The following is a 19,586-nucleotide window of genomic DNA, read 5'->3' on the forward strand; positions in this document are numbered from 1 at the left end:
CACCACCGTTGTAAACTTCCCCACTATGACTCCCGCCTACCACAGCCTCTGCGAATACACGCGTCGAATGAACCGGGTGCTGGAGCATATCGACCGGTATCTGGACCAACCGCTGGAGCTGGCTGATCTGGCGCAAATCGCACACTTCTCGCGTTGGCACTTTCATCGGCTTTTCACCGCGTGGGTCGGCGAAACCCTCGGCGATTACCTGCGCCGACGCCGACTGGCCTGCGCCGCGCAGCAACTGGCCAACAGACCCGACGCCTCAATTCTGGAGATCGCCCTGGAAGTCGGCTTCAGCTCCGGCGAAGCCTTTTCCCGCGCCTTCAAGCAACATTTCTCTGTCACCCCGAGCACCTGGCGCACCACCGAACCCGAGTGCTGGGAACAGCGCCTGGCCGGCATCCGCGAACGACGCCAGCAGCAATTGAGCAATCCTGATCAGGCACAGGCCACAAACTTGGCCGATCCTGACGCCTTCACTCACATGAAGGACCAGATGATGGACGTCACCCTCAAAGAGCTACCCCCCGCGCGCGTAGCCTACATGCGCTACACCGGCCCCTACGGCCCGGGCATCGGCACGTTCTGGCGCGCAACCGTTGCCCCGTGGATGATCGAAAACAACCTGCTGCAACGGGTACGCTACGGTATAGGCCACGACGACCCGTTCACCACGCCTCCCGAAAAGTGCCGCTACGACGCCTGCGTTGAAGTCCCGGACAGCTTCGGCGCCAGCGAACACGCCGCCGTCACCACCCTGCCAGGCGGCCTCTACGCCATCGCCCAATTCAAAGGCAAAGGCCCGGACATCGCGGACGCCTGGACCGAACTTTGCCGTGACTGGATGCCCAAAAGCGGGATGCAGTTCGATGCCCGGCCGTGCTTTGAACGGTATCCGGTGGATGCCCAATACGATGAGAAAACCGGCGTGCTGGAATGTGAGATTTGCATACCGGTGAAGGCACTCTAAACAATGCCGCCACCCTGTAGATCGGAGGCTCGCCACATCGGCGGGCCTTTTTTGAATCTGTTCGCCGCGAGAGAGAACCGCAGATACCAAACAGACCCGTAAATAACCAATCGTTTTGCATTGGACTGAACAAGCGATCCCGAATACGCGGGCGAGCTCGAAACTTGCCGGTGTAAATATTAATGTGTATCATTTAGTTTCAATTTTAGGGCGCAGGGAGTGCATGACCCAAATAAAAATAAGGTCAAGGCAATGCTTAAAATGCTACTCGTCTACGGTCATCTGCTCGCCACTTGTATTGCCCTGGGCCGGGTGTTGCTGGCCGATCACAAGCTTTGGAGTTGGCGCAAGGAAGTTCTGGATCAAGGGCGGCGTGAGTATCTGGAGGAAACTCAAAAGATTGCCACCCTCGCGTTGCTGGCCCTTTGGGGAAGCGGCCTGCTGTTGGTGCTCCAGGGTTACCTCGATGACGGGGTCGCGTATCTGCTCAATCAGAAGCTCTGGGCCAAGGTGAGCGTCGTCGCGCTGCTTAGCCTGAACGGCGCATTGTTGCATCGAGTCGGTTTCCCACTGTTGCAAAAGGCTCCCTTCGTCCTGTTAGACAGCTGCGCCCGTATCCGCCTTGCTCTCTTGGGTGCGTTCTCCATGAGCGGCTGGCTATTCGCCGCTTTCCTGGGCGTAGCTCGAGCGTGGAATCATGTGTTGCCTTATCTGTATCTGATGGGTGCTTTCGCTGTGTTCTCGTTGCTGGCTTGTGCCGTGGCGTTTGCAATAGCCAGTACAGCGGGCGCTGCGGGCGAGAAGGAACCCTCGGTGTCAGGATAGTTATCGCCTGATCTATCCGTCAGAACTGTGTCTAGTCCTTAAACAGGTGTAAACCTTATTCAGGACGAGACACCCCCCACAAAAAGGCCCACCCTGGTGCAATGCTGTTCACTTAAGCCGAACTGTGCTGTCGGCGCTGTGGGGTTTCCCAGGACCTTATGGACGCCGATGCTTTTCGTCATGCCCTCGGCTGTAAATCCTGGGGACTGCAAGCCCAATACCCCAGTCGCGAGTTAATGGCCATCCTGGAGCGGAAAATCCAAGAGGGGTTGTTCTGATGCGGCCCGGTGATGGTGGTACGCGTCGACCTGTTCGACGGCAGCAGCGGCCAACCCGTCTGGAGTGCCAGTGCCGAGACCAGCAGCCAGAGCAGTATGAATGAACATAACGACACTTTACGCGAAGCTGTTCAAAAGGCCCTGACGGCGTATCCTTTTAGTTAGAGCAGATCGTTTTTTGAAACTGCCCATGCTCTAACGTTACCGGAGAACCATCATGTTCCGCCATGTCGGTTTACTTTCACTGGCCATTTTGCTCAGCGCCTGCCAGACCAACCGCATCAGCCAAGACTACGACGCTAGCCGCGATTTTACTGCCTTCCGCAGCTGGACATGGGAAGAGCCTGCCCTGCAATACCGCCCGGACGACCCCCGAATCAAGAGCGACCTGACCGAGCAGCGTATCCGCCAGGCCGTCAGCGAGCAGTTGGACCAGCGCGGCCTGCGCCCGGCCCAGGGCAGCAGCAAGGGTGACCTCAAAATACAAACCTATTTGATTGTGGAGAACCGTCAGCAACAGTACACCGCCACCAACTACGGTATGTGGGGCAATCGTTGGGCGGCCCCGATGTACTACGAAACTCGCAGCTACGACTACAAAGTGGCAACCATCCAGGTCGACATGCTCGATGGCCGGGACGGCAAACTGGTCTGGCGTGGCAGCGCCGAACAGGTCATGAACAATTACTCGCCCGGCCCAAGCGAAAGCAATATGGCGATTCAGCAAACCGTGGCCAAGGTCCTGTCCAACTACCCGCCTAAATAACCTTCGCAGCACTTCGCCAGTCGCGATAAAGGCGACTGGCTATCATCCTGCCCAAGCCTTGCCTGCAACCCCTCTTTAACGCCTGAGGATGACCCTCGCTGCCACCTTGATCTACGCCCTGCCCACCTGGGCCTGTACTCAGGAGAGGCGACGGCCAAATGCGAGCAACCGGCCAAGGAGGTGACCAGGATCACCGAGCAGAACCCGGCCAAAGACAAAGAGATCAACGTTGAGCTACAAAAGATGGATTTGGGCATCCGAGCAAAGATCTGCCGGACAAATGCCAACTGATCGAAAAACGCCTGAAGGAACTGGATAGCGCAATGGCAATAAGAAAAAGAAAAAAGGGGACAGACCACGTTTTCTAAAGCAGAGGCGCAACGTCGAAATCAGCCGTTTTCTTTGGCCGCCCCGGCTTACCTCTTCTTACCCGCCGCCCCAACGCCCCCTCTACCTCCGAAGCAAATCTGGTTCCCCCAAGCACGTAGTTACCGTTAGTAGACGCTCGAATCTGATCAACCAAACCTGAATCAAGTTGATGTTTGAAAAGCTCTCGATAGGTTTCAGAACTCAGTGTACCCACACTACCTAGCGCTCTGTACTGGGCATGAGGCGTGATGAGTCTTGACTGCTCCCCCTGACCATTCACTCGATAACTCGACCAGCGATACTCTGCAGGATGCTCCACGAGCCCTGCTCTAACCGGGTTCATCTCAATGTAGCGATAACAAGCTAATACGTAACGGTCCTCCTGCACCAGGCAGGAACGGAAGCGGCCTTCCCATAAGGTTCCACTGCGCTGGTACGTACGATTGATGTATTGAACATACCGTTGACCAAGCCCCTTCATCAGCAAGCTCGCGCCAGTTGAATGGCCAGGTGTCAGAAGCAGGTGGACATGATTGGTCATCAGACACCACGCGTGGATTTCGCAATTATGCTTTCTTGCCTGCTCGGCCAAATGCTCCAAATAAAAAAGGTAATCCTCCTCAGAATAAAAACAGGCCGAGCGGTTATTCCCTCGCTGAATCAGATGCAGAGGGACTCCTGGCATCAGTACGCGTGCTCTACGCGGCATATGGAAACTCCTTTTCCAGTTCATGACGCTTGAACCCTAACTAAAAGTTGAGAAAACGTGGTCTGTCCCCTATTTCCCGTGTCCCCTATTTCCCGAAATTCGCCTCATTAAGAAAATCGAGATCTGATCCCATTTTTTTGCATGGACTCTGTTTTTTTCCCGACATCGTTAATTATTTTCGTATCTGAAACCTTTATCCATTCGTACCGTGATACGCCCACTTCAATTCAATGACCGTGCTGCATTCAGCTCTTCCAGCCGCTGAGCACACGACTCAAAAAGCTAAAAAATATAGCAATTTTTCGTATTTTCAGTCTCGTATCGCCATGACTCTATAATTCCAGCCTGGGAAACAAGAATAGAGTATCGGCAGTCCCTTATCCATGTAATATAAAAACGCTTACCTCCCCCCTCATCAAGGACACGATCAAACACCTGACTTTGATTCACAGGAGACCAAAGTGATCCTCCACAAGTATGCGTGCAAATTGTATAGATGTGAGAGTCAAGTCTAGTCCCGATCCAAGCATCCTTGCTATCGTGCCAAGCAGAGCAGAAGGCGCGCAACCCGACACAAGAAAAAACACTAGAACAATAAAACTATTTCTTATCACGCTTTTTCTCCATTTCAATCAAAGGTCTGTATTTATCATACAGCGCGCCATAATTAACGATTAGAGCCGGCGGCATACTGCCAATATTTTCGAAAACTGTCATTGACGCTCCTTTAAATGCCTCCAGACTCCCCATCCAGCCATCGTGCAAGGTTGCGAACGCATTAAACCCTGGAGCTTGATTCAACATATTGCTTATGGGCGTACCATGACAAACCGAGTAAAAGCTACCACAAGCCTCGGTTTGATTTAGCCCGATATTTTTACCTTCGCGCTCAAGACCGTCTTTTAGTTCTTTAGGAACAAAACCATCGGGCAACGCCGTGAACTCTGGCCCTTGCTCTCGATCCACCCCAGGCCGAACATCCGGCCCACGCCCAGCCGAATACTGATACAACTCCATCAATGCGCCCGTTGCCGCGATACTCATCCAAGCATCCTTATCTTTTCCACTCAACACCCCGTTCAGCGCAGTATTGGCGGCATAAGCTTTAAGTCGCTCGCCATAATCCACCACTTGATATTTCCCTTCCGGGGAATAAGGGCGGGGAATAAGGGGACACGGGAATAAGGGGACAGACCACGTTTTCGCTTACCCATCAAAAGAATCGTGGTCTGTCCCCTATTTCATTAGTCACATCGACGGCGAAGACACTCCTCCTCATAAAAGTAGCGCAAAGCCACGGGGTCGCGCTCTACAAGGCCATCATAGTGCGATGCATCGGTAATCAATCGCTCATAACCCCAAAGAGCCTGCAATCCGTTCTCGTTAGCTAGACTAGGCAAAAACGACCAGTCCGCGTGTACGCCAGGATCACTCAGTGAGAAGAGCTCCATCGGAAACCAATTGGGCAAATGGTATTCGTCTGCTAGTAAAAGCAGGATCACCCCACACCACAACGACATTGCGAACACCTCATACTCCTTGCCGACGGAGAGGGAGAAGTCCGACTTTTTCGTATAACCCAGACGAATAAATTGGTCCGAGAGGGATTTCCCGTTTTGGCTTATGCAATTTACGCGCATGATCTTCACTTGAATTTAAAATCGTCAACAAAACCGGAATTTGTGTTCCGCACGTAGTGAACTTCAACACCGTTGACATTCTGAGTCATTTTTACCCACCCAGGAATAAGGGGACAGGAATAAGGGGACAGACCACGTTTTCGCTTACCCATCAAAAGAATCGTGGTCTGTCCCCTATTTCAAACCGATCAGGCTAGTTCTTATCACGCTTCTCCCGCTTCAATCAAAGATCTGTATTTATCATAAAGTGCGCCATAATTAACAATTATAGCCAGCGACATACTGCCAGTATTTTCGAAAACCATCACTAGCTCTCCTTTAAAGGTTTAGAGGTGCCCCTTAAAAAATATAACAACTCTCCGTTTTTTCAGTTTCATACCGCCACGAAACCACTAGCCCCTCCGACGACACAAAAACAGAGTAACGGCAATCCCTAATCCAAGTAATGTAGAAGCGATTACCTCCCCCCTCCTCAAGCACACGATCAAATGTCTTATTTTTATTCGCCGGCGACCAAAAAGATTCAGTACACGTATGAGGAGTACGAGAACATATTTTATAAATGTGAGATTCAAAACTCGTTCCAGTCCATCCATTTTTACTAGAAACCCATGCAGAATTGGATGGAGCACACCCTGCGAGAAAAAAAATCACTACGATAATTACACTACTTTTTCTCACGATTTTTCTCCGCGTCAATTAACGATCTATATTTGTCATGCAAGGCACCGTAATTAGTTATTAGCGCAGGCACCATACTGCCAATATTTTCAAAAATAGACATTGAACCACCTTTGTAGGTCTCCAGATCCACCATCCAGCCGTCGTGCAAAGTAGCAAAAGCATTAAATCCTGGAACTTTATTTAGCATATTACTTATAGGCGTACCATGACAAACCGAATAAAAGCTATCACACCCTATCACCTTGTTAAGCCCAATATTTTTACCTTCTCGCATCAGGGCATCTTTTAGCTCTAGCGGAACAAAGTCATTTTCTGCAGTATCAAACTGAGGCCCTGCTTGTCTATCCACCCCAGGCCGAACATCCGGCCCACGCCCAGCCGAATACTGATACAACTCCATCAATGCGCCCGTTGCCGCGATACTCATCCAAGCATCCTTATTTTTTCCACTCAACACCCCGTTCAGCGCAGTATTGGCGGCATAAGCTTTAAGTCGCTCGCCATAATCCACCACTTGATAATTCCCTTCCGGCGTTAAGGTTCGACCCCAACTATCGGTATAGGCCGCACCAAACCCGGCGATCACCGCGCCTGTGGCATATCCCTTCAAACTGTCTTCGCTGGTCACGTCTTTCACGACGTTGCCCAGGTTGCCTTTGTTGTTGATGGTACTGACTGCTGCCGTTCCCGCCATGGACGAGAGTGCTGTGGTGACCATGACATTCCCCCACCCAGCCGCCGCAGTCCCGACCGCCGTACCCGCCTGTACCATTGCAGTAGAGCCAGCAGCGGCCATTGCTGAGCCAGACCCGGCACTGGCCCCAGCCATAGTGCCCAAGGCTCCACTGGCGGCCCCTGCCGTCAGTGCTGTGACCACGATGATGATCGCCAACATTGCCCCCTGGCCGAGCCCGGAGTTGCTGTATTTGAAAGAATCATGCACCTCCTGCACTTGCCGCCAATCCACATCCCCACGCTTCTCGGCGTCTTTCAACCAGGCCAACTGCGGGTCGGCCTTGACCATCACATCAATGGTCTGGCTGATGGTGTGCTGGTCGAGATGCTTGATATCGACCTTCAGCCCATTGGCCGCCTGGATTGCCAATTTTCCCTGAGCTACCATTTCGGTCTGGCGCAACGTCTCATCGGTATTGCCTTTGCCCTTGGCGCTAGTCCATGCCAGGTCGCTTTTGCTCTTCTCGTGACTCTCCTGATGCAGGTCTTTAACCGCCTCAAACGTCACTGTCCCGCCGCTTTGTAGCCTCAGGTCGTTGCCGCTTTCCAGCTTGGCCACCTGGTAACGCTGATCCCCGCCACTTTTGAGTGACAGATCACTGCCCGCATTGATTTCACTGCCAACATGGGTGACCTGGGTCACCTCATCGCGCTGGGTCTTCTTGCTGCCCCAACTGCCTTTTTTCTTCATGTCGTACAGCGAGTAGTCGCTGTCTTGCGCGGCCAGCAGTTGGAGTGTGTCGCCTGCCACCAGGTACGCTTCGTTTCCAGCATTGACCCGGCTGGAGATCAGAGTCATGTCCTTGCCGGCACTCAGCGCAACGCTACCGCCCGCCGTCAGGTTGGTAGATACCTGGCTGACGTGGTCTTCCTGACTGGTGACCTTCTTGCTCTTGCTGTACGAGTGCTGTTCATCAGCGGCCAAGGCCAGGGTCAGGTTTTCGGTGGCGGCCATGGCGATGTCGCGTTTGGCGTCGATCTGGCTGGCGATGGCGATGAGGTCACGGCCGGCGTTGATCGTCAGGTCGCGGCCGGCTTCAACGCTGGAGCCGTTTTGGGTGATGGTTTGATCGCGGTGGTTGCTGCCGCGCGCGTTGCTAACGATCTGCTCGGCGGAGGTGATGTTGACGTCTCGACCGGCGTTGATCGTGGTGTCGGCGCCGCTTTTCAGGACACCGCCGCTGTTGTTGACGTCGCGGCCGGCGTTGAGGGTCAGGTTGTTGGCCGCTTCAATACGAGCGGCGTTGTCGACGAAGTCACGTTGCTCGCTTTTGTAGCCGGTGCTGCTTTGATGGGTGGTGACGGTACGCTCGTTGATCACATCGCCATTGATGGCGGTCAAGCTGACATCGCGACTGGCAATGATGCCCCCCGCCTTGTTGGTGAGGTTGTTACCCGCCAACAGATCCAGACGATTACCGGCCTCTACCGGGCCGCTGTTGACCAGGTCGTTACCGGCTGCAGCGGACAGGTTGTTGCTGGCGCGCAAGGTACCGACGTTGTTCAGGTCCTTGCCTGCGATCAGGGTGACATCGCTGCCCTGGATCAGGGCACCGTTGGCGGCCAGGCGGTTGTTGGCGTTGGCCAGGTACAGCACCGGCACCAGCACTTGCTCGCCATTGACCTCGGCATTTTCCATCCAGACGATGTCATGGGTCAGGGCCGCGACTTGTTCGGAGGTGAGAGTCACGCCGAGCGCCAGGTTAAGTTTGTCCTTGCTGGCGATGGCATTGTTCATCAGGGACTTGAACAGTGCTTCGTCCGAGGTCTGACCATCGATGAAGCGTTGGCCGGTGCGGGCGACCACCGCCTGCTGAATCAGTTTCTGTTCGTAGAAACCGTCACCCAGGCGTTTGGCGCTTTGATCCGGGTCGTAGCCGAGGTTCGCCAGCAGGTAATCCGAACTCATGAATTGCTTAAGGTCGGTGAGTACCGGGTTGGTTTCGATCAGGTATTTGTGTGGGTTGGACACAACAGTGCTGGCCGGTAAACCCTGGACACGATTGACCGTAAAGGCCATGGAGCGGCCGGGCAATACAGCACCCGATAGGTCTGCATCTGGCGCGCTGGCAATGATTGCGCGGGCATCAACACCAACGTTGACGACCTGACGATCAGTTGGACTCAGATCAACGGCGCTGGCAGAAACCTGAGCGATGCTGCCCAGCTGGATTTCCCGCGCCTGACTGGTAGGCAGTGGTTGCTGGCGCTGCGCCGGTGTGAGGCTCGCGCCGCCCATGGTCCAGCTTTGCGGGCCGCTGGCGACGGGTGTGCTGCTGTCTTGTCCGCTCAGGCGGAACAAACCATTCTGGCCGGTCGGTAGGCTGAAACCCGGCAGAGCCAGCGGATTGACTTGCTGCTGGGCAAGGTCTGGCGGCAATTGCTGGTTAAGCGTGATGCGGGTCGAGTACTGGCTCCCCGAGGAACCGGTGCCGGTTCTTGGACCACTGCCGACGTAGTTGTAGCCGGGCCGTACCACGCTGTTGTCGATGTTGTTCTGGGCACTGATGTTGACCGCATCGGCCGCCTGAATCACGGCGGCGTAGCTTTGGTCGCTGGAAGCGATTTTTTCGGTCTTGCGAAACTGGGTCAGTTCAGTTTCGGTCATGCCGATAAAGCGGCTCATCCCCGCCTCAAGCCCACTCAGGTCATTGACGTTGTAGCCACTGCTTTGATACCAGTACTTGTTGTTGAAGGCACCAGCCGCGCTATACCAGGGCCGTGCATTCCTAGTGCGCTCAGAGACAAATACCCGTGTGGCTTCGGTTTCACCCGTCTCGATACCGCTGTTTGTCAGGTTGGCGAGCATTGCCGTCAGACTGCCGCCGGTGGCGATGGTGCTGCTTTGGTTGAGCAAATCCCCGCCGTTGATGCTCAGGTTTCCGCCCGCCGTGATGCTGGAAGCGGCGCTGGCAGCGGTGACCTCAAATTTATCGCGCTGCACGATCTCCCAGACATGGTTTTGCTTGCCGCGGCAATCGCCGGCATTGACCCCTTCGATACACCCGACTTCGCCAATCCTGGCGGTGTAGATGCCCTGATTGTTGGTGGTCAGCACCGCACGGATATTCTGAATCGTGTTCGCCGCCAGGCTCATGCTGCCGTCGCTCTGAATCGATGCAGAACTGTTGACGATGCTGCCGGCCAGGCCGCCGCTCCCATCACGATCAATGTTGAGATTACCGAGGCTGTAGATGTTGGCGTAGCTGTTGTTCAGGGCATTGACCCGAAGGCTCATGTCGCCGCCGCTGAAGATCAGTCCGTGATCGTTGACCAGTGAGCCGGTGGTGACGGTCAGTTGCTGTCCGCTGCCCAGCGTCCCGAGGTTATTGATCGCGCCTGCGGTCAGATTCAGGTTAGCGGCCGAGGTCAGGCGACCAGCGTTGGTGAGCTGGCCACCGACGTTGATCGTGGTGTCACCACCACCGGCGATGCTGGAGGCCGCGTTAAGGCTCAGTTGCGCGGCACTCAGGCCGAGCGTACCCAGGCTGCTGACCCGACTATTGCCCCAGTAAGTGCCTCCCAGATTCAGACTCAAGCTGCCATCACTGGCGATCAAGCCGTCGTTGTACCAATTGCCGCCACTGCCGACGAAGCTGTTGGAGGCCAGTAGTTGGCCATCGGCGGTCTGGCTGAAGTTGTTGACGTTGACGTTCAGGCGCCCGGCCTGGATCACGCTGCTGTTGGCCCAGCTGTCGGCGTTGAGGGTCAGGCCGCCGCGGGTGACGATGCTGCCACCGGCGCCGGTGACGTTGGCCGTGGAGATGTCGAAGGTGCCGTTGCCGACGTGCAACAGACTGCCGCCGCCATTGAGAAATCCGCCGACACCCAGGCTCAGGTCGGTGTTGGCGCTTTCCAGGGTGCCGTTACGGTTGTCGAACAGGCCGCCGATCTGGAAACTGGTGTTGCCACTGGTGCCCAGGGCACGCAGTTGACCGTTCTGATTGTCGAGGCTGGCGGCCTTGATCGCGAGGGTGGTGTCGCTCTCGATGATGCCCAGGTGATTGTTCAGAGCCCCGGTGAGATTGAGGTCGATTTGGTTGCCGGCGATCTGGCCGTCGTTGTCGACGTTGTTGCCGGTGACGCTGACCCGACCTTTGGCGTAGAGGCTGCCGTTGCGGTTGTCGAAGTTCGTGGTAGTGACGATCGCATCGCCCGTTTGCGCCGAGATGCGCCCGCCATCGTTATCGATACCGCCTAGCGCGGTCAGGTTCAGACGATGGGCCTGAGTGATGCCACCCTGGCGGTTGTTGTTCAGGTCGTAACCGTTTTTCAGCACTCCGGTCAGGTGAGCTGTGAATGCACCTTGCAGGCTAGAGAGCACGCCCCCTCGATTGTCGAAGTTGCCGGCGCTGATGGCCAGGACACCCGCCTTGGCCAGGATCCTACCGCTCTGGTTGTCGATATCGTCGCCTACGGTGAGTCTCAGATTGCCCTGACTTTGTAGTGTGCCCTTGGCATTGGCGAAGCTGGCGGCGTGTACTTGCAGGCCACCGTTTTGACTGTAAATCAGACCGTCGCTGCTGTTCTGCACCGCGCCGCCGGTGGTGAGAGTCAGTTGATCGTTGGCCGCGACCGTGCCGCGATTGCGGTTATCCAGGCCGCCGGTGAGTAACGTCATCACTCCTTGGCTGCCGAGTTGGCCACCCTGGTTGTTGATCTGTGTCGAGCGCTGAACAACCAGAGGGCCCGCGCTGGAAAGCTTGCCGTTGGTGTTGTTCAAAGCACCGAGCAAGTCGAGGGTGACTGCGCCGTTGCCCACCAGAGTACCGTTGCTGTTGTCCAGCGTGGTGCCGGTGAAACTGAGCGTTTGTTGCGCGTTGACGGTGCCGCTGGCATTGCCCAGGGTCATTGCCTGCATGGCCAGGGTTGCACCGCTATCGATCAAACCGCCCTGGGTGTTGTTCAGCTGACCGTTGACCGTCAGGATCTGGTCGCCGCCGCTGGAAAGAATGCCGCCGTTGCTGTTATCAAGGCTCACCGCAGTGACAGTCAGGGCTTTCTGGCTGACCAGCGCGCCTGCGCCGCTGTTGAAAATGGCGCCGCTGACATTCACGTCCGCATCGCCGTCGCGACTGGACAGCGTGCCTTTGTTACGGTTGTCGAGGCTCGCGGCATTCACGCTCAGCCCCTGCCAGCCGGAGATCAGGCCGCCCTGGTTGAGCACATTGTCGGCATTCACTGTCAGCAGGTTATTGCTGATCAGTTTACCGGCGCTGTTGTCCAGCGTGCGGGCGCTCAGGTTGACGCTCTGGCTGCTGGAGATTTCACCGCTGTGGTTATTCAGGTCACGCAGGTGGTTGATGCTTAGCCCGCCGGCGGTGGTGATCAGGCCGGCGCTGTTGTTCAGGTCGCCGGTGGCCACACCGAAGTCGATGGCAATGGCGCTGCCCAGCAGGGAACCATTCTGGTTGTTCAGACCGGCGCTGTTGATGTTCAGCGCGGTCGTGGCGTTGATCAGGCCCTGATTCTGGTTATTCAACTGACCGTCGATATTCAGGTCGAGGTTAGCGCGGCTGGTCAAGGTGCCGCCGCTGTTGTCCAGGCTGGCGGCCTGAGCGTCGAGGGCCGCAGCGGCGATCAGGCCTTTGACGTTGGTCAGTGCCTGATTGATGCGCAGGGTCAGACTTTGGTTGTTTAACAGCTTGCCGTTGCTGTTATCCAGGCTCTGGGCCGCCAGTGTGAAGGCTTGGGCACTGGAGATTTCACCGCTCTGGTTGTTGATGCCATTGAGGTTATTGAGCATCAACAACGGCGCGTTGATCAAACCGTTCTGGTTGTTCAATTGACCGTGGTTCAGGTTCAGGTTCAGCGAGGTCTTGCTGAACAACTTGCCGCCTTGCTGGTCAAGACCGGTAATGCTGGCGGTCAGGGCTTTGGCACTGCCGATGCTACCGGTTTCCTGGTTGGTCACTTGTGTGGCCGTGAGATCAAGGCTGTCGCCGCTGTTCAGACGTCCGCCGTGACTGTTGTCAAAAGCACCGGTGTTGACGACTACCGCACCTTTGCCGCTGATGCTGCCCTTGTTGCGGTTGTCGAGGCTGGCGCTCTTCAACTCGAGACTGGCCTCAGTGACTATCTCGCCCCCTTGGTTGGCGACCGAACCTGCGCTGGTGAGCGTCAGCGCACCCGCACTGGAAACGCGGCCCAAGGTGTTGGTCAGGCTGGCGGTCTTGATGCCGAGGATGCCTTCAGCACTGAGCAGGCCCTGGCTGTTATCCAGATCGCCCGTGAGATCGACATTGAGGTTTTTCTGGGTAATCAGCGAGCCGCCACTATTGTCCAGACTATTGCCCGTCAAACTCAGCCCGGCCTTGCCCGAGAGCAGGCCTTTGGTGCGGTTGATCACCTGGTCAACCGTCAACGCCAGCACGCCATCGGCAAACACCTGGCCGCCGTCGCTGTTGTCCAGCGTGTTGCCGATCAGGGCCAGGTCAGCCTTGCTCGATAACTCGCCGCCACGGTTGTCGATAGAACCCACCTTCAGTTGCAGCGCGCGGGTCGCGCCGACCAGACCGCCCTTGCGGTTGTCGAGGCTGACGCCCGCCAGCTGGAGCCCGCCGGTTGCAATCAGTTGACCGCCCTGATTGCTCAGGGTGGTGACGTTGGCCGTGACCTGCGTTTTACCGGCGACTTGGCCGTTGCTGTTGTTGAGGTTAGCCGCGCTCAGTTGCACGTCGCCGTCGGCAATCAGCGTCCCGCCCTGATTGACCAGCTGGTTTTGTACCCTCATCCCCAGCGTGCCGTGGCTGCTGATCAGACCCTCGGTGTTATTCAGGCTGGCGCTGTGAATGTCGAGGGTCTGCGCTGAGATTCGGCCTTTGACGTTGGTCAGTGCCCGATCGATGTGCAGGGTCAGCCCTTGGATGCCGATCAGTTTGCCGTTGCTGTTGTCCAGGCTCTGGGCCGCCAGGGTGAAGACCTGCTCGCTGGAAATCTCACCGTACTGGTTGTTGACGTCCTTGAGGTTTTTCAACATCAACAGCGGCGCGTTGATCAGGCCTTTCTGGTTACTCAATTGGCCCTGATTCAGATCCAGGCTCAGCGAGGTCTTGCTGAATAGCTCACCGCCTTGCTGATCGAAACCGGTGACGCTGGCGGTCAGTGCCTTGTCGCTGGCAATCCGGCTGGTAACACCGTTACTGACCTGGGTCGCGGTCAGATCGAGGATGTCGCTGCTGATCAAGCGACCACCCTGGGTGTTGTCGAACGTGCCAGTGGTGACGCGAGTCGCACCCTTGCCGCTGAGCAAGCCGTTCTGGCTGTTGTTCAGGCTTTGACTGCTGAGGGTCAGGTTACTATCGGTGCTGATCGAACCGCTCTGGTTGATGAGCGCGGCGCGGGTGATCAGCGACAGCGCGTTGGCACTTGTCACACTACCCGCCGAGTTATCCAGGCTGGCGGCGCTGAGATTCAATGTGCCTTCACTGCTGATCAGACCTTTGATATTGCTCAGAGCCTGGTCCAGGCGAATTTCCAGACCTTGCTGGGTGACAAGGCTGCCACCGCTGTTGTCCAGGCTCGCGGCCTTCAAGGTCGTGTTCCCAGCGCTGGAGACTTCACCAGTGTGGTTATTCAAGTGGCCGAGGTCGGCGGTGAGATTGCCATTGCTGCCGATCAAGCCTTGGCTGTTGAGCACCTGATCAGCTTTCAAGTCCAGCGTGGCGTTGCTCAGCACCCGACCCTTGTTCTGATTGTTCAGCGTCGCGGCGGTAATTCTAGTGTTTTGCTGGGCACTCAAGGTCCCTGCCTGGTTGTTCAGGGTCTGCGCAGTGTTAACCGTCAGGTTGCGGCTGGCCACCACGCTTTTGCCGGCGTTGTTGAGGTTTTGTGCGCTAAGGCTGACGTCGCCGCTGGCGTTGCGACTGGTGTCGGCGTTGACCCCGGCTTCGATGAAGCCGTTGTTGGTCAACTGGCCGCCGCTGCTCAGCGTGATGCTGTCGCGAGCAGCGAGGGTTTGCTGGTTGGTCAATGCGCCTTGGGTTTGCACATTCAACGCGGTGCCGGCGTAGACCGGGCCTTGGGCATCGAGGCTGGCGGCTTTGACATTGACCGCGCCAGCGGCGGAAGTCTGGGCGATGCTCAGATGACCGTTGGCATCGATCTGAATATCACCACCACTGGCGGCCACACTGCCGGCGAGCCTGACGCCGACGCCCGCCTCGGTGCCGACCAGTTTGATCACCCCGGCGTACATGCCACCCAAGGCCGAAGAGTCGATGGCCAGTGCCGGCGCATCAGCGGGGCTGGCGGCGCGCAGTGTGGGGTTGAGGCTTTGCGCGTCGACGTCGTTACGACCGGCGACAATGGTCAGGTTTTTCGCCTGGATCTCGGCGTTGATTTTCGCCGAGCGAGTGATGATTTCGAAGCGGTCGACATTGTCCGCATTGAGCCCTGCGCCGTCGATGGAGACGCTGCCCTGGTCAACCTGGAAGCGGTCCAGACGACCGTTATCCAGCACCGGTTTGCCGGTACTCAAGGTCACCCGCGGCGTATTGATAAAGCCGCAACCGTTGCAGCTGATGCCGTAGGGGTTGGCGACGATCACCCGCGCCGACTGCCCCGCCACTTCAGTGTAACCGCGCAACTGGCTAGGGCTGCCACCATTGACTTCGTTGAGGATAGTGTTGGCGGCGGTGCCCTTGAGGTTCGGGTTGCCGAGGATGATCCCACCCAGTTGGGTGGTTTGCGTGCGGTTAGTGGCGTTGTTGAGAATCACCCCGTTGGCACCAACGTTGTAGTCATGGAACTGGTTGTGCGACAGACCGCTGGCATTCGGCGCGGCGATGTTGACGATCGGTACGCCATTGCCTGCTTGTCCAAGGTTGGTGCCCGGTGCGCTGACGACGATACCGTTAGCCTGAGCCAGCAGCGGTTGCCAGAACATGGCGTTGGCCAGGATGAATGCCAGACCGCGTTTGGGTATCCCGCAGAAACGCTCGCGGGAAATCAGGGCCGCAGAAGGCTGGCGGGCCAGGAAGGCCAGTTGACGAACATCCATATTCGAAGTCTCGGAAAAGCGAAAATTAAATGAACAGGTCCAGGCGGAAATAGATCGGCGCTTCGCGCTCGGTCAGGGTATCCGGGCGTTCCAGGGAGTGGGCGAAGGTCACGCTGGCGGCCAGGTGCTGACCGCGAGCGAACAGCTCGACGGCGTTACTGGACATCCGCCCGTGTTGCTCGCCGTTATAGCGATCGTGCTGGATCACGCCCTGGTCGTAACCCAGGCTGGTGCCGTACTCAGCGAACACCGGGCGCATCCACGCCCACTTCACCGGCCGGCTCCAGCGCAGGTCGTTGTGCCAGTAGCCGCCGCTGTCACCGGACAGCGACTGGTCCTTGTAACCGCGGATCGACGACAACCCGCCAAGGCTGGTGCGCTGCGGGCTGAATAGCACGTCCTCGCTGCGCTGGCCGGTCATCAAACTGCTGAAGCTCAATGACTCGCCCCAGAGTTTGAATGGCTGCAAGTAGCTCAGGGTGCCGGTGTATTTGCGGTACCGCGCATCCGGCTCGCCCGGGCCCGGGTGACCATTGCTCTGGGCATCGAAGGCACCGATCCCTTTCTGCATGCCGAGGTCGAGGTTGACGAACCCACTGCCGATCCGCCGCCCGTGGTTGATGCCGAACTGCGCTTCGCTGAGACGGTTACTGCTCAGCGCCAGCTTGCTGTCTTCGATGAAGTTGTTGGTGCGCAGGTAGGCCAGGCCAGCGCTGAGCGAAGTCTTGCTCAGGGCGTCGCGGTGGATCACCCGCTCAGCGCGCAACTGATGGTTTTCGCTGTCGCCGGTCTGCTTGAAGTTGAAACCGTTGGCCTGCGCTTGTGAGCGGTATTCACTCTGGCTGTAGGTGTAACTGAAATTCCACCACCCCCATGGCAGGTTGTAATAAAGCATGGCGTTGTTCGAGGTATGTTGATGATCGCTCACCGCATCGTGGCCACCGCGTAGCATCAACTGATCGGCCAGACCCAGCGGGCTGTCCCAATCCAGTGTGGTGCCCCACTGCTGTTCGCCGGTGCTTTTCTGGCCATCGTTACTGCGCGACAAGCCTGCGCGCCAGGGCTTTTGCGGCGTGCTCTTGACTAGCACCTCGCTGCCGCCGACTGCTTTGCCGGGAGCCAACTCCATCTGTGCCTGATTGGAGGGCAGTCGATTCAATTGGTCGACCAATTGCTCGATCTCCCGAAGGTTGAGCAACGTTCCGGTTTTGCCTGGAAAGGCCATGGCCAATTCACGGTCCGACAGCTTGCTGTCCTGCGCACCCTTGAGACCTTCGAGCTTGCCCTCGACCACCGACACGCTCAGGTGACCGCTGGAAAGATCCTGTTGCGGCAGATAGGCACGGCTGGTGACCAGACCTTTCTCAATGTAGTGATCAGTGATGACCTTGAGCAGTTCGTTGAGCTGAGTGACGCCCAGGCACTGGCCGATATAGGGTTTGAGCAAGTGATCGCGCTCAGCGGCAGACAGGCTGTCCGCGCCCTTGAGTTCGATGTCTTTGATGGGGAAGCAGCGGGTATCGACGGGTGCAGCCGGCGCGCTGGGCGCAGCCTCTTTGCCCGGCAGCTCTTTGAGTTCTTCGAGACGTCGGCGCTGCTCTTCGAGCAGGCGATCCTGGCGGTCGCGGATCAGCTCTTGCTCACCCGGGGTGGGTGCGGCGCTTGATGGATTTATCGTACTTAGGCAGAGTAAAACCAGGCACAACCTCGCCCTGAGCGCAGGTCTTAACATGTTCAATCCCTCGATACGATAAATTCAATCGAGAGACTAAACGGCCAAAGATTCACACTTCTATCAGGTGCTTCTGAAAGGACGCGAGGAAATTTCCTATCAAGTAAGCGCTGGCACTAGCAGGATAGTGTCAAATATTGATATCGGATCACGACCGACTTTAGCGCTGAAGGGCTTTCACCTATTGCGGCAAGCTTCGGCTGTAGGATTGGTCCATCGAGCGGCAGATGAGGGCGCAATGCTAAATTGTGTTCCACCTAAGACCCCATAGGACGCGTTCCTACAGACCAAGGAAAATTCTGCGTTCGCGATACGACAAACCGGGTCAGAACACCTTTTTCGTTCTGAGCAACCTGCCCGTCTGGACCTGTCCCCTGGAAGAAGCCACGGCCAAACGCGAACAACAGGCCAAGGAGCTGGCGCAGCTTGCGATCTTTTGATCAAAAAAAACCGGACAATGTCCGGTTTTTTTAATGAATCACCGCAGCTTTATTCAGCGGCCGGTGCTTCTGGCTTGCGGCGCTTGAGCGGCGCCATGCCGTCCTTGCTGACCAGCGACAGGGCGTCGGTTTTCGGTCGGTTGGCGATCTTGCGCTTGGTGGGTGCCTTGGCGCCGGTTTTCTTCTTCTCGCCTTTGGCGTCGGTCTTTTTCTTCTTCACGCCAACGGCTTTACCCGAAGCCTTGACCTTTTTCGGTCCGCCGTAGGTGCCTTTGACTTCCTTGATGGTACGGCGCTCGAAACTCTGCTTCAGGTAGCGCTCGATACTCGACATCAGGTTCCAGTCGCCGTGGCAGATCAGCGAAATGGCCAGGCCATCATTGCCGGCGCGACCGGTACGACCGATACGGTGAACGTATTCGTCGCCGCTGCGCGGCATGTCGAAGTTGATCACCATGTCCAGACCGTCGACGTCCAGGCCGCGAGCGGCGACGTCGGTGGCCACAAGAATTTTCACGCCGCCCTGCTTCAGACGGTCGATCGCCAGTTTGCGGTCTTTCTGGTCCTTTTCGCCGTGTAACACGAAGGCTTTGTATTCCTGTGCCACCAGTCGGCCATAGATACGGTCGGCCATGGCGCGGGTGTTGGTGAAGATGATCGCCTTCTGATACGTCTCGTTGGCCAGCAGCCAATTGACGATCTGTTCTTTGTGCTGGTTGTGGTCAGCGGTGATGATTTGTTGACGGGTGGTGTCGTTCAACTGGCTGACGGCATTGAGCTGCAAGTGCTCAGGGTTGTTCAGCACCTTGGCGATCATCTCGCGCAGGCCCGAACCGCCGGTGGTGGCGGAGAACAGCATGGTCTGCTGACGGTTGGTGCATTCGTCGACCAGACGCTGTACGTCTTCGGCAAAGCCCATGTCGAGCATGCGGTCGGCTTCGTCGAGCACCAGCACTTCGACTTCTTTCAAGTCGAGGTTGCCGGCGTTCAGCTGCTCGATCATCCGGCCCGGGGTGCCGATCAGGATGTCCGGCACCTTGCGCAACATGGCAGCCTGGACCTTGAAGTCTTCGCCGCCAGTGATCAGGCCGGATTTGATGAACGTGAACTGCGAAAAGCGTTCAACTTCCTTGATGGTCTGCTGGGCCAGCTCGCGGGTCGGCAGCAGGATCAGGGTTTTGATGCTGACGCGGACTTTGGCCGGGCCGATCAAACGGTTGAGGATTGGCAAAACGAATGCAGCGGTTTTGCCGCTACCGGTTTGAGCCGTCACCCGCAGGTCACGCCCTTGGAGCGCGAGCGGGATAGCCGCTGCCTGCACAGGCGTTGGCTCGACAAATTTAAGCTCGGCCACGGCTTTGAGCAGGCGTTCGTGCAGGGCGAATTCGGAAAACACGGGTGCTACCTCGAAGAAATACAAAAAAACAGCTGCAT

Annotated in this window: 9 protein-coding genes and 2 pseudogenes; 5 read left to right on the forward strand and 6 right to left on the reverse strand. The window is 57.0% G+C overall.

Features of this window, described 5'->3' with window-relative positions; all coding sequences use genetic code 11:
- Positions 1–25 precede the first annotated feature (25 nt).
- The 5 genes and pseudogenes from AC07W5_RS22560 to AC07W5_RS22580 all read left to right on the forward strand — a co-directional run bounded on the left by AC07W5_RS22560 (position 26) and on the right by AC07W5_RS22580 (position 3,210).
- The gene (locus tag AC07W5_RS22560; RefSeq protein WP_495024362.1) at positions 26–973 is read left to right on the forward strand and encodes an AraC family transcriptional regulator; all 948 of its coding nucleotides are present in this window, start codon (positions 26–28) and stop codon (positions 971–973) included.
- A 252-nt stretch (positions 974–1,225) separates the two neighbouring features.
- Positions 1,226–1,798 (forward strand): hypothetical protein, encoded by a 573-nt coding sequence (locus AC07W5_RS22565; RefSeq protein WP_494994647.1) that lies wholly within the window; start codon positions 1,226–1,228, stop codon positions 1,796–1,798.
- 287 nt (positions 1,799–2,085) lie between these two features.
- Positions 2,086–2,241: pseudogene (locus tag AC07W5_RS22570) on the forward strand (DUF4136 domain-containing protein); the annotation flags it as partial.
- A gap of 52 nt (positions 2,242–2,293) precedes the next feature.
- On the forward strand, positions 2,294–2,842 hold the full coding sequence (locus AC07W5_RS22575) for a DUF4136 domain-containing protein (RefSeq protein ID WP_494994646.1): 549 nt from the start codon (positions 2,294–2,296) through the stop codon (positions 2,840–2,842).
- Positions 2,843–2,930: 88 nt separating this feature from the next.
- Positions 2,931–3,210: pseudogene (locus AC07W5_RS22580) on the forward strand (hypothetical protein).
- Here the strand turns inward: AC07W5_RS22580 and AC07W5_RS22585 are convergent.
- The 6 genes from AC07W5_RS22585 to AC07W5_RS22610 all read right to left on the reverse strand — a co-directional run bounded on the left by AC07W5_RS22585 (position 3,207) and on the right by AC07W5_RS22610 (position 19,548).
- Positions 3,207–3,920, reverse strand: a complete 714-nt coding sequence (locus tag AC07W5_RS22585; RefSeq protein WP_495011654.1) for a transposase — start codon at positions 3,918–3,920, stop codon at positions 3,207–3,209. The pseudogene AC07W5_RS22580 and the gene AC07W5_RS22585 sit on opposite strands and share 4 nt — an antisense overlap.
- 600 nt (positions 3,921–4,520) lie before the next feature.
- Positions 4,521–5,048 (reverse strand): hypothetical protein, encoded by a 528-nt coding sequence (locus AC07W5_RS22590; RefSeq protein ID WP_495024363.1) that lies wholly within the window; start codon positions 5,046–5,048, stop codon positions 4,521–4,523.
- Between the two features lie 116 nt (positions 5,049–5,164).
- Positions 5,165–5,560, reverse strand: coding sequence for a hypothetical protein (locus AC07W5_RS22595; protein WP_495024364.1), 396 nt, complete (start codon positions 5,558–5,560; stop codon positions 5,165–5,167).
- Positions 5,561–6,227: 667 nt separating this feature from the next.
- Complete coding sequence (locus AC07W5_RS22600; protein ID WP_495024365.1) at positions 6,228–15,980, reverse strand: two-partner secretion domain-containing protein; 9,753 nt, start codon at positions 15,978–15,980, stop codon at positions 6,228–6,230.
- 25 nt (positions 15,981–16,005) lie between these two features.
- Complete coding sequence (locus AC07W5_RS22605; protein WP_495024366.1) at positions 16,006–17,712, reverse strand: ShlB/FhaC/HecB family hemolysin secretion/activation protein; 1,707 nt, start codon at positions 17,710–17,712, stop codon at positions 16,006–16,008.
- A 489-nt stretch (positions 17,713–18,201) separates the two neighbouring features.
- On the reverse strand, positions 18,202–19,548 hold the full coding sequence (locus AC07W5_RS22610; RefSeq protein ID WP_495011649.1) for a DEAD/DEAH box helicase: 1,347 nt from the start codon (positions 19,546–19,548) through the stop codon (positions 18,202–18,204).
- Between the last annotated feature and the right edge of the window lie 38 nt (positions 19,549–19,586).

The sequence above is a fragment of the Pseudomonas sp. GW821-FHT01E05 genome (assembly GCF_059422425.1).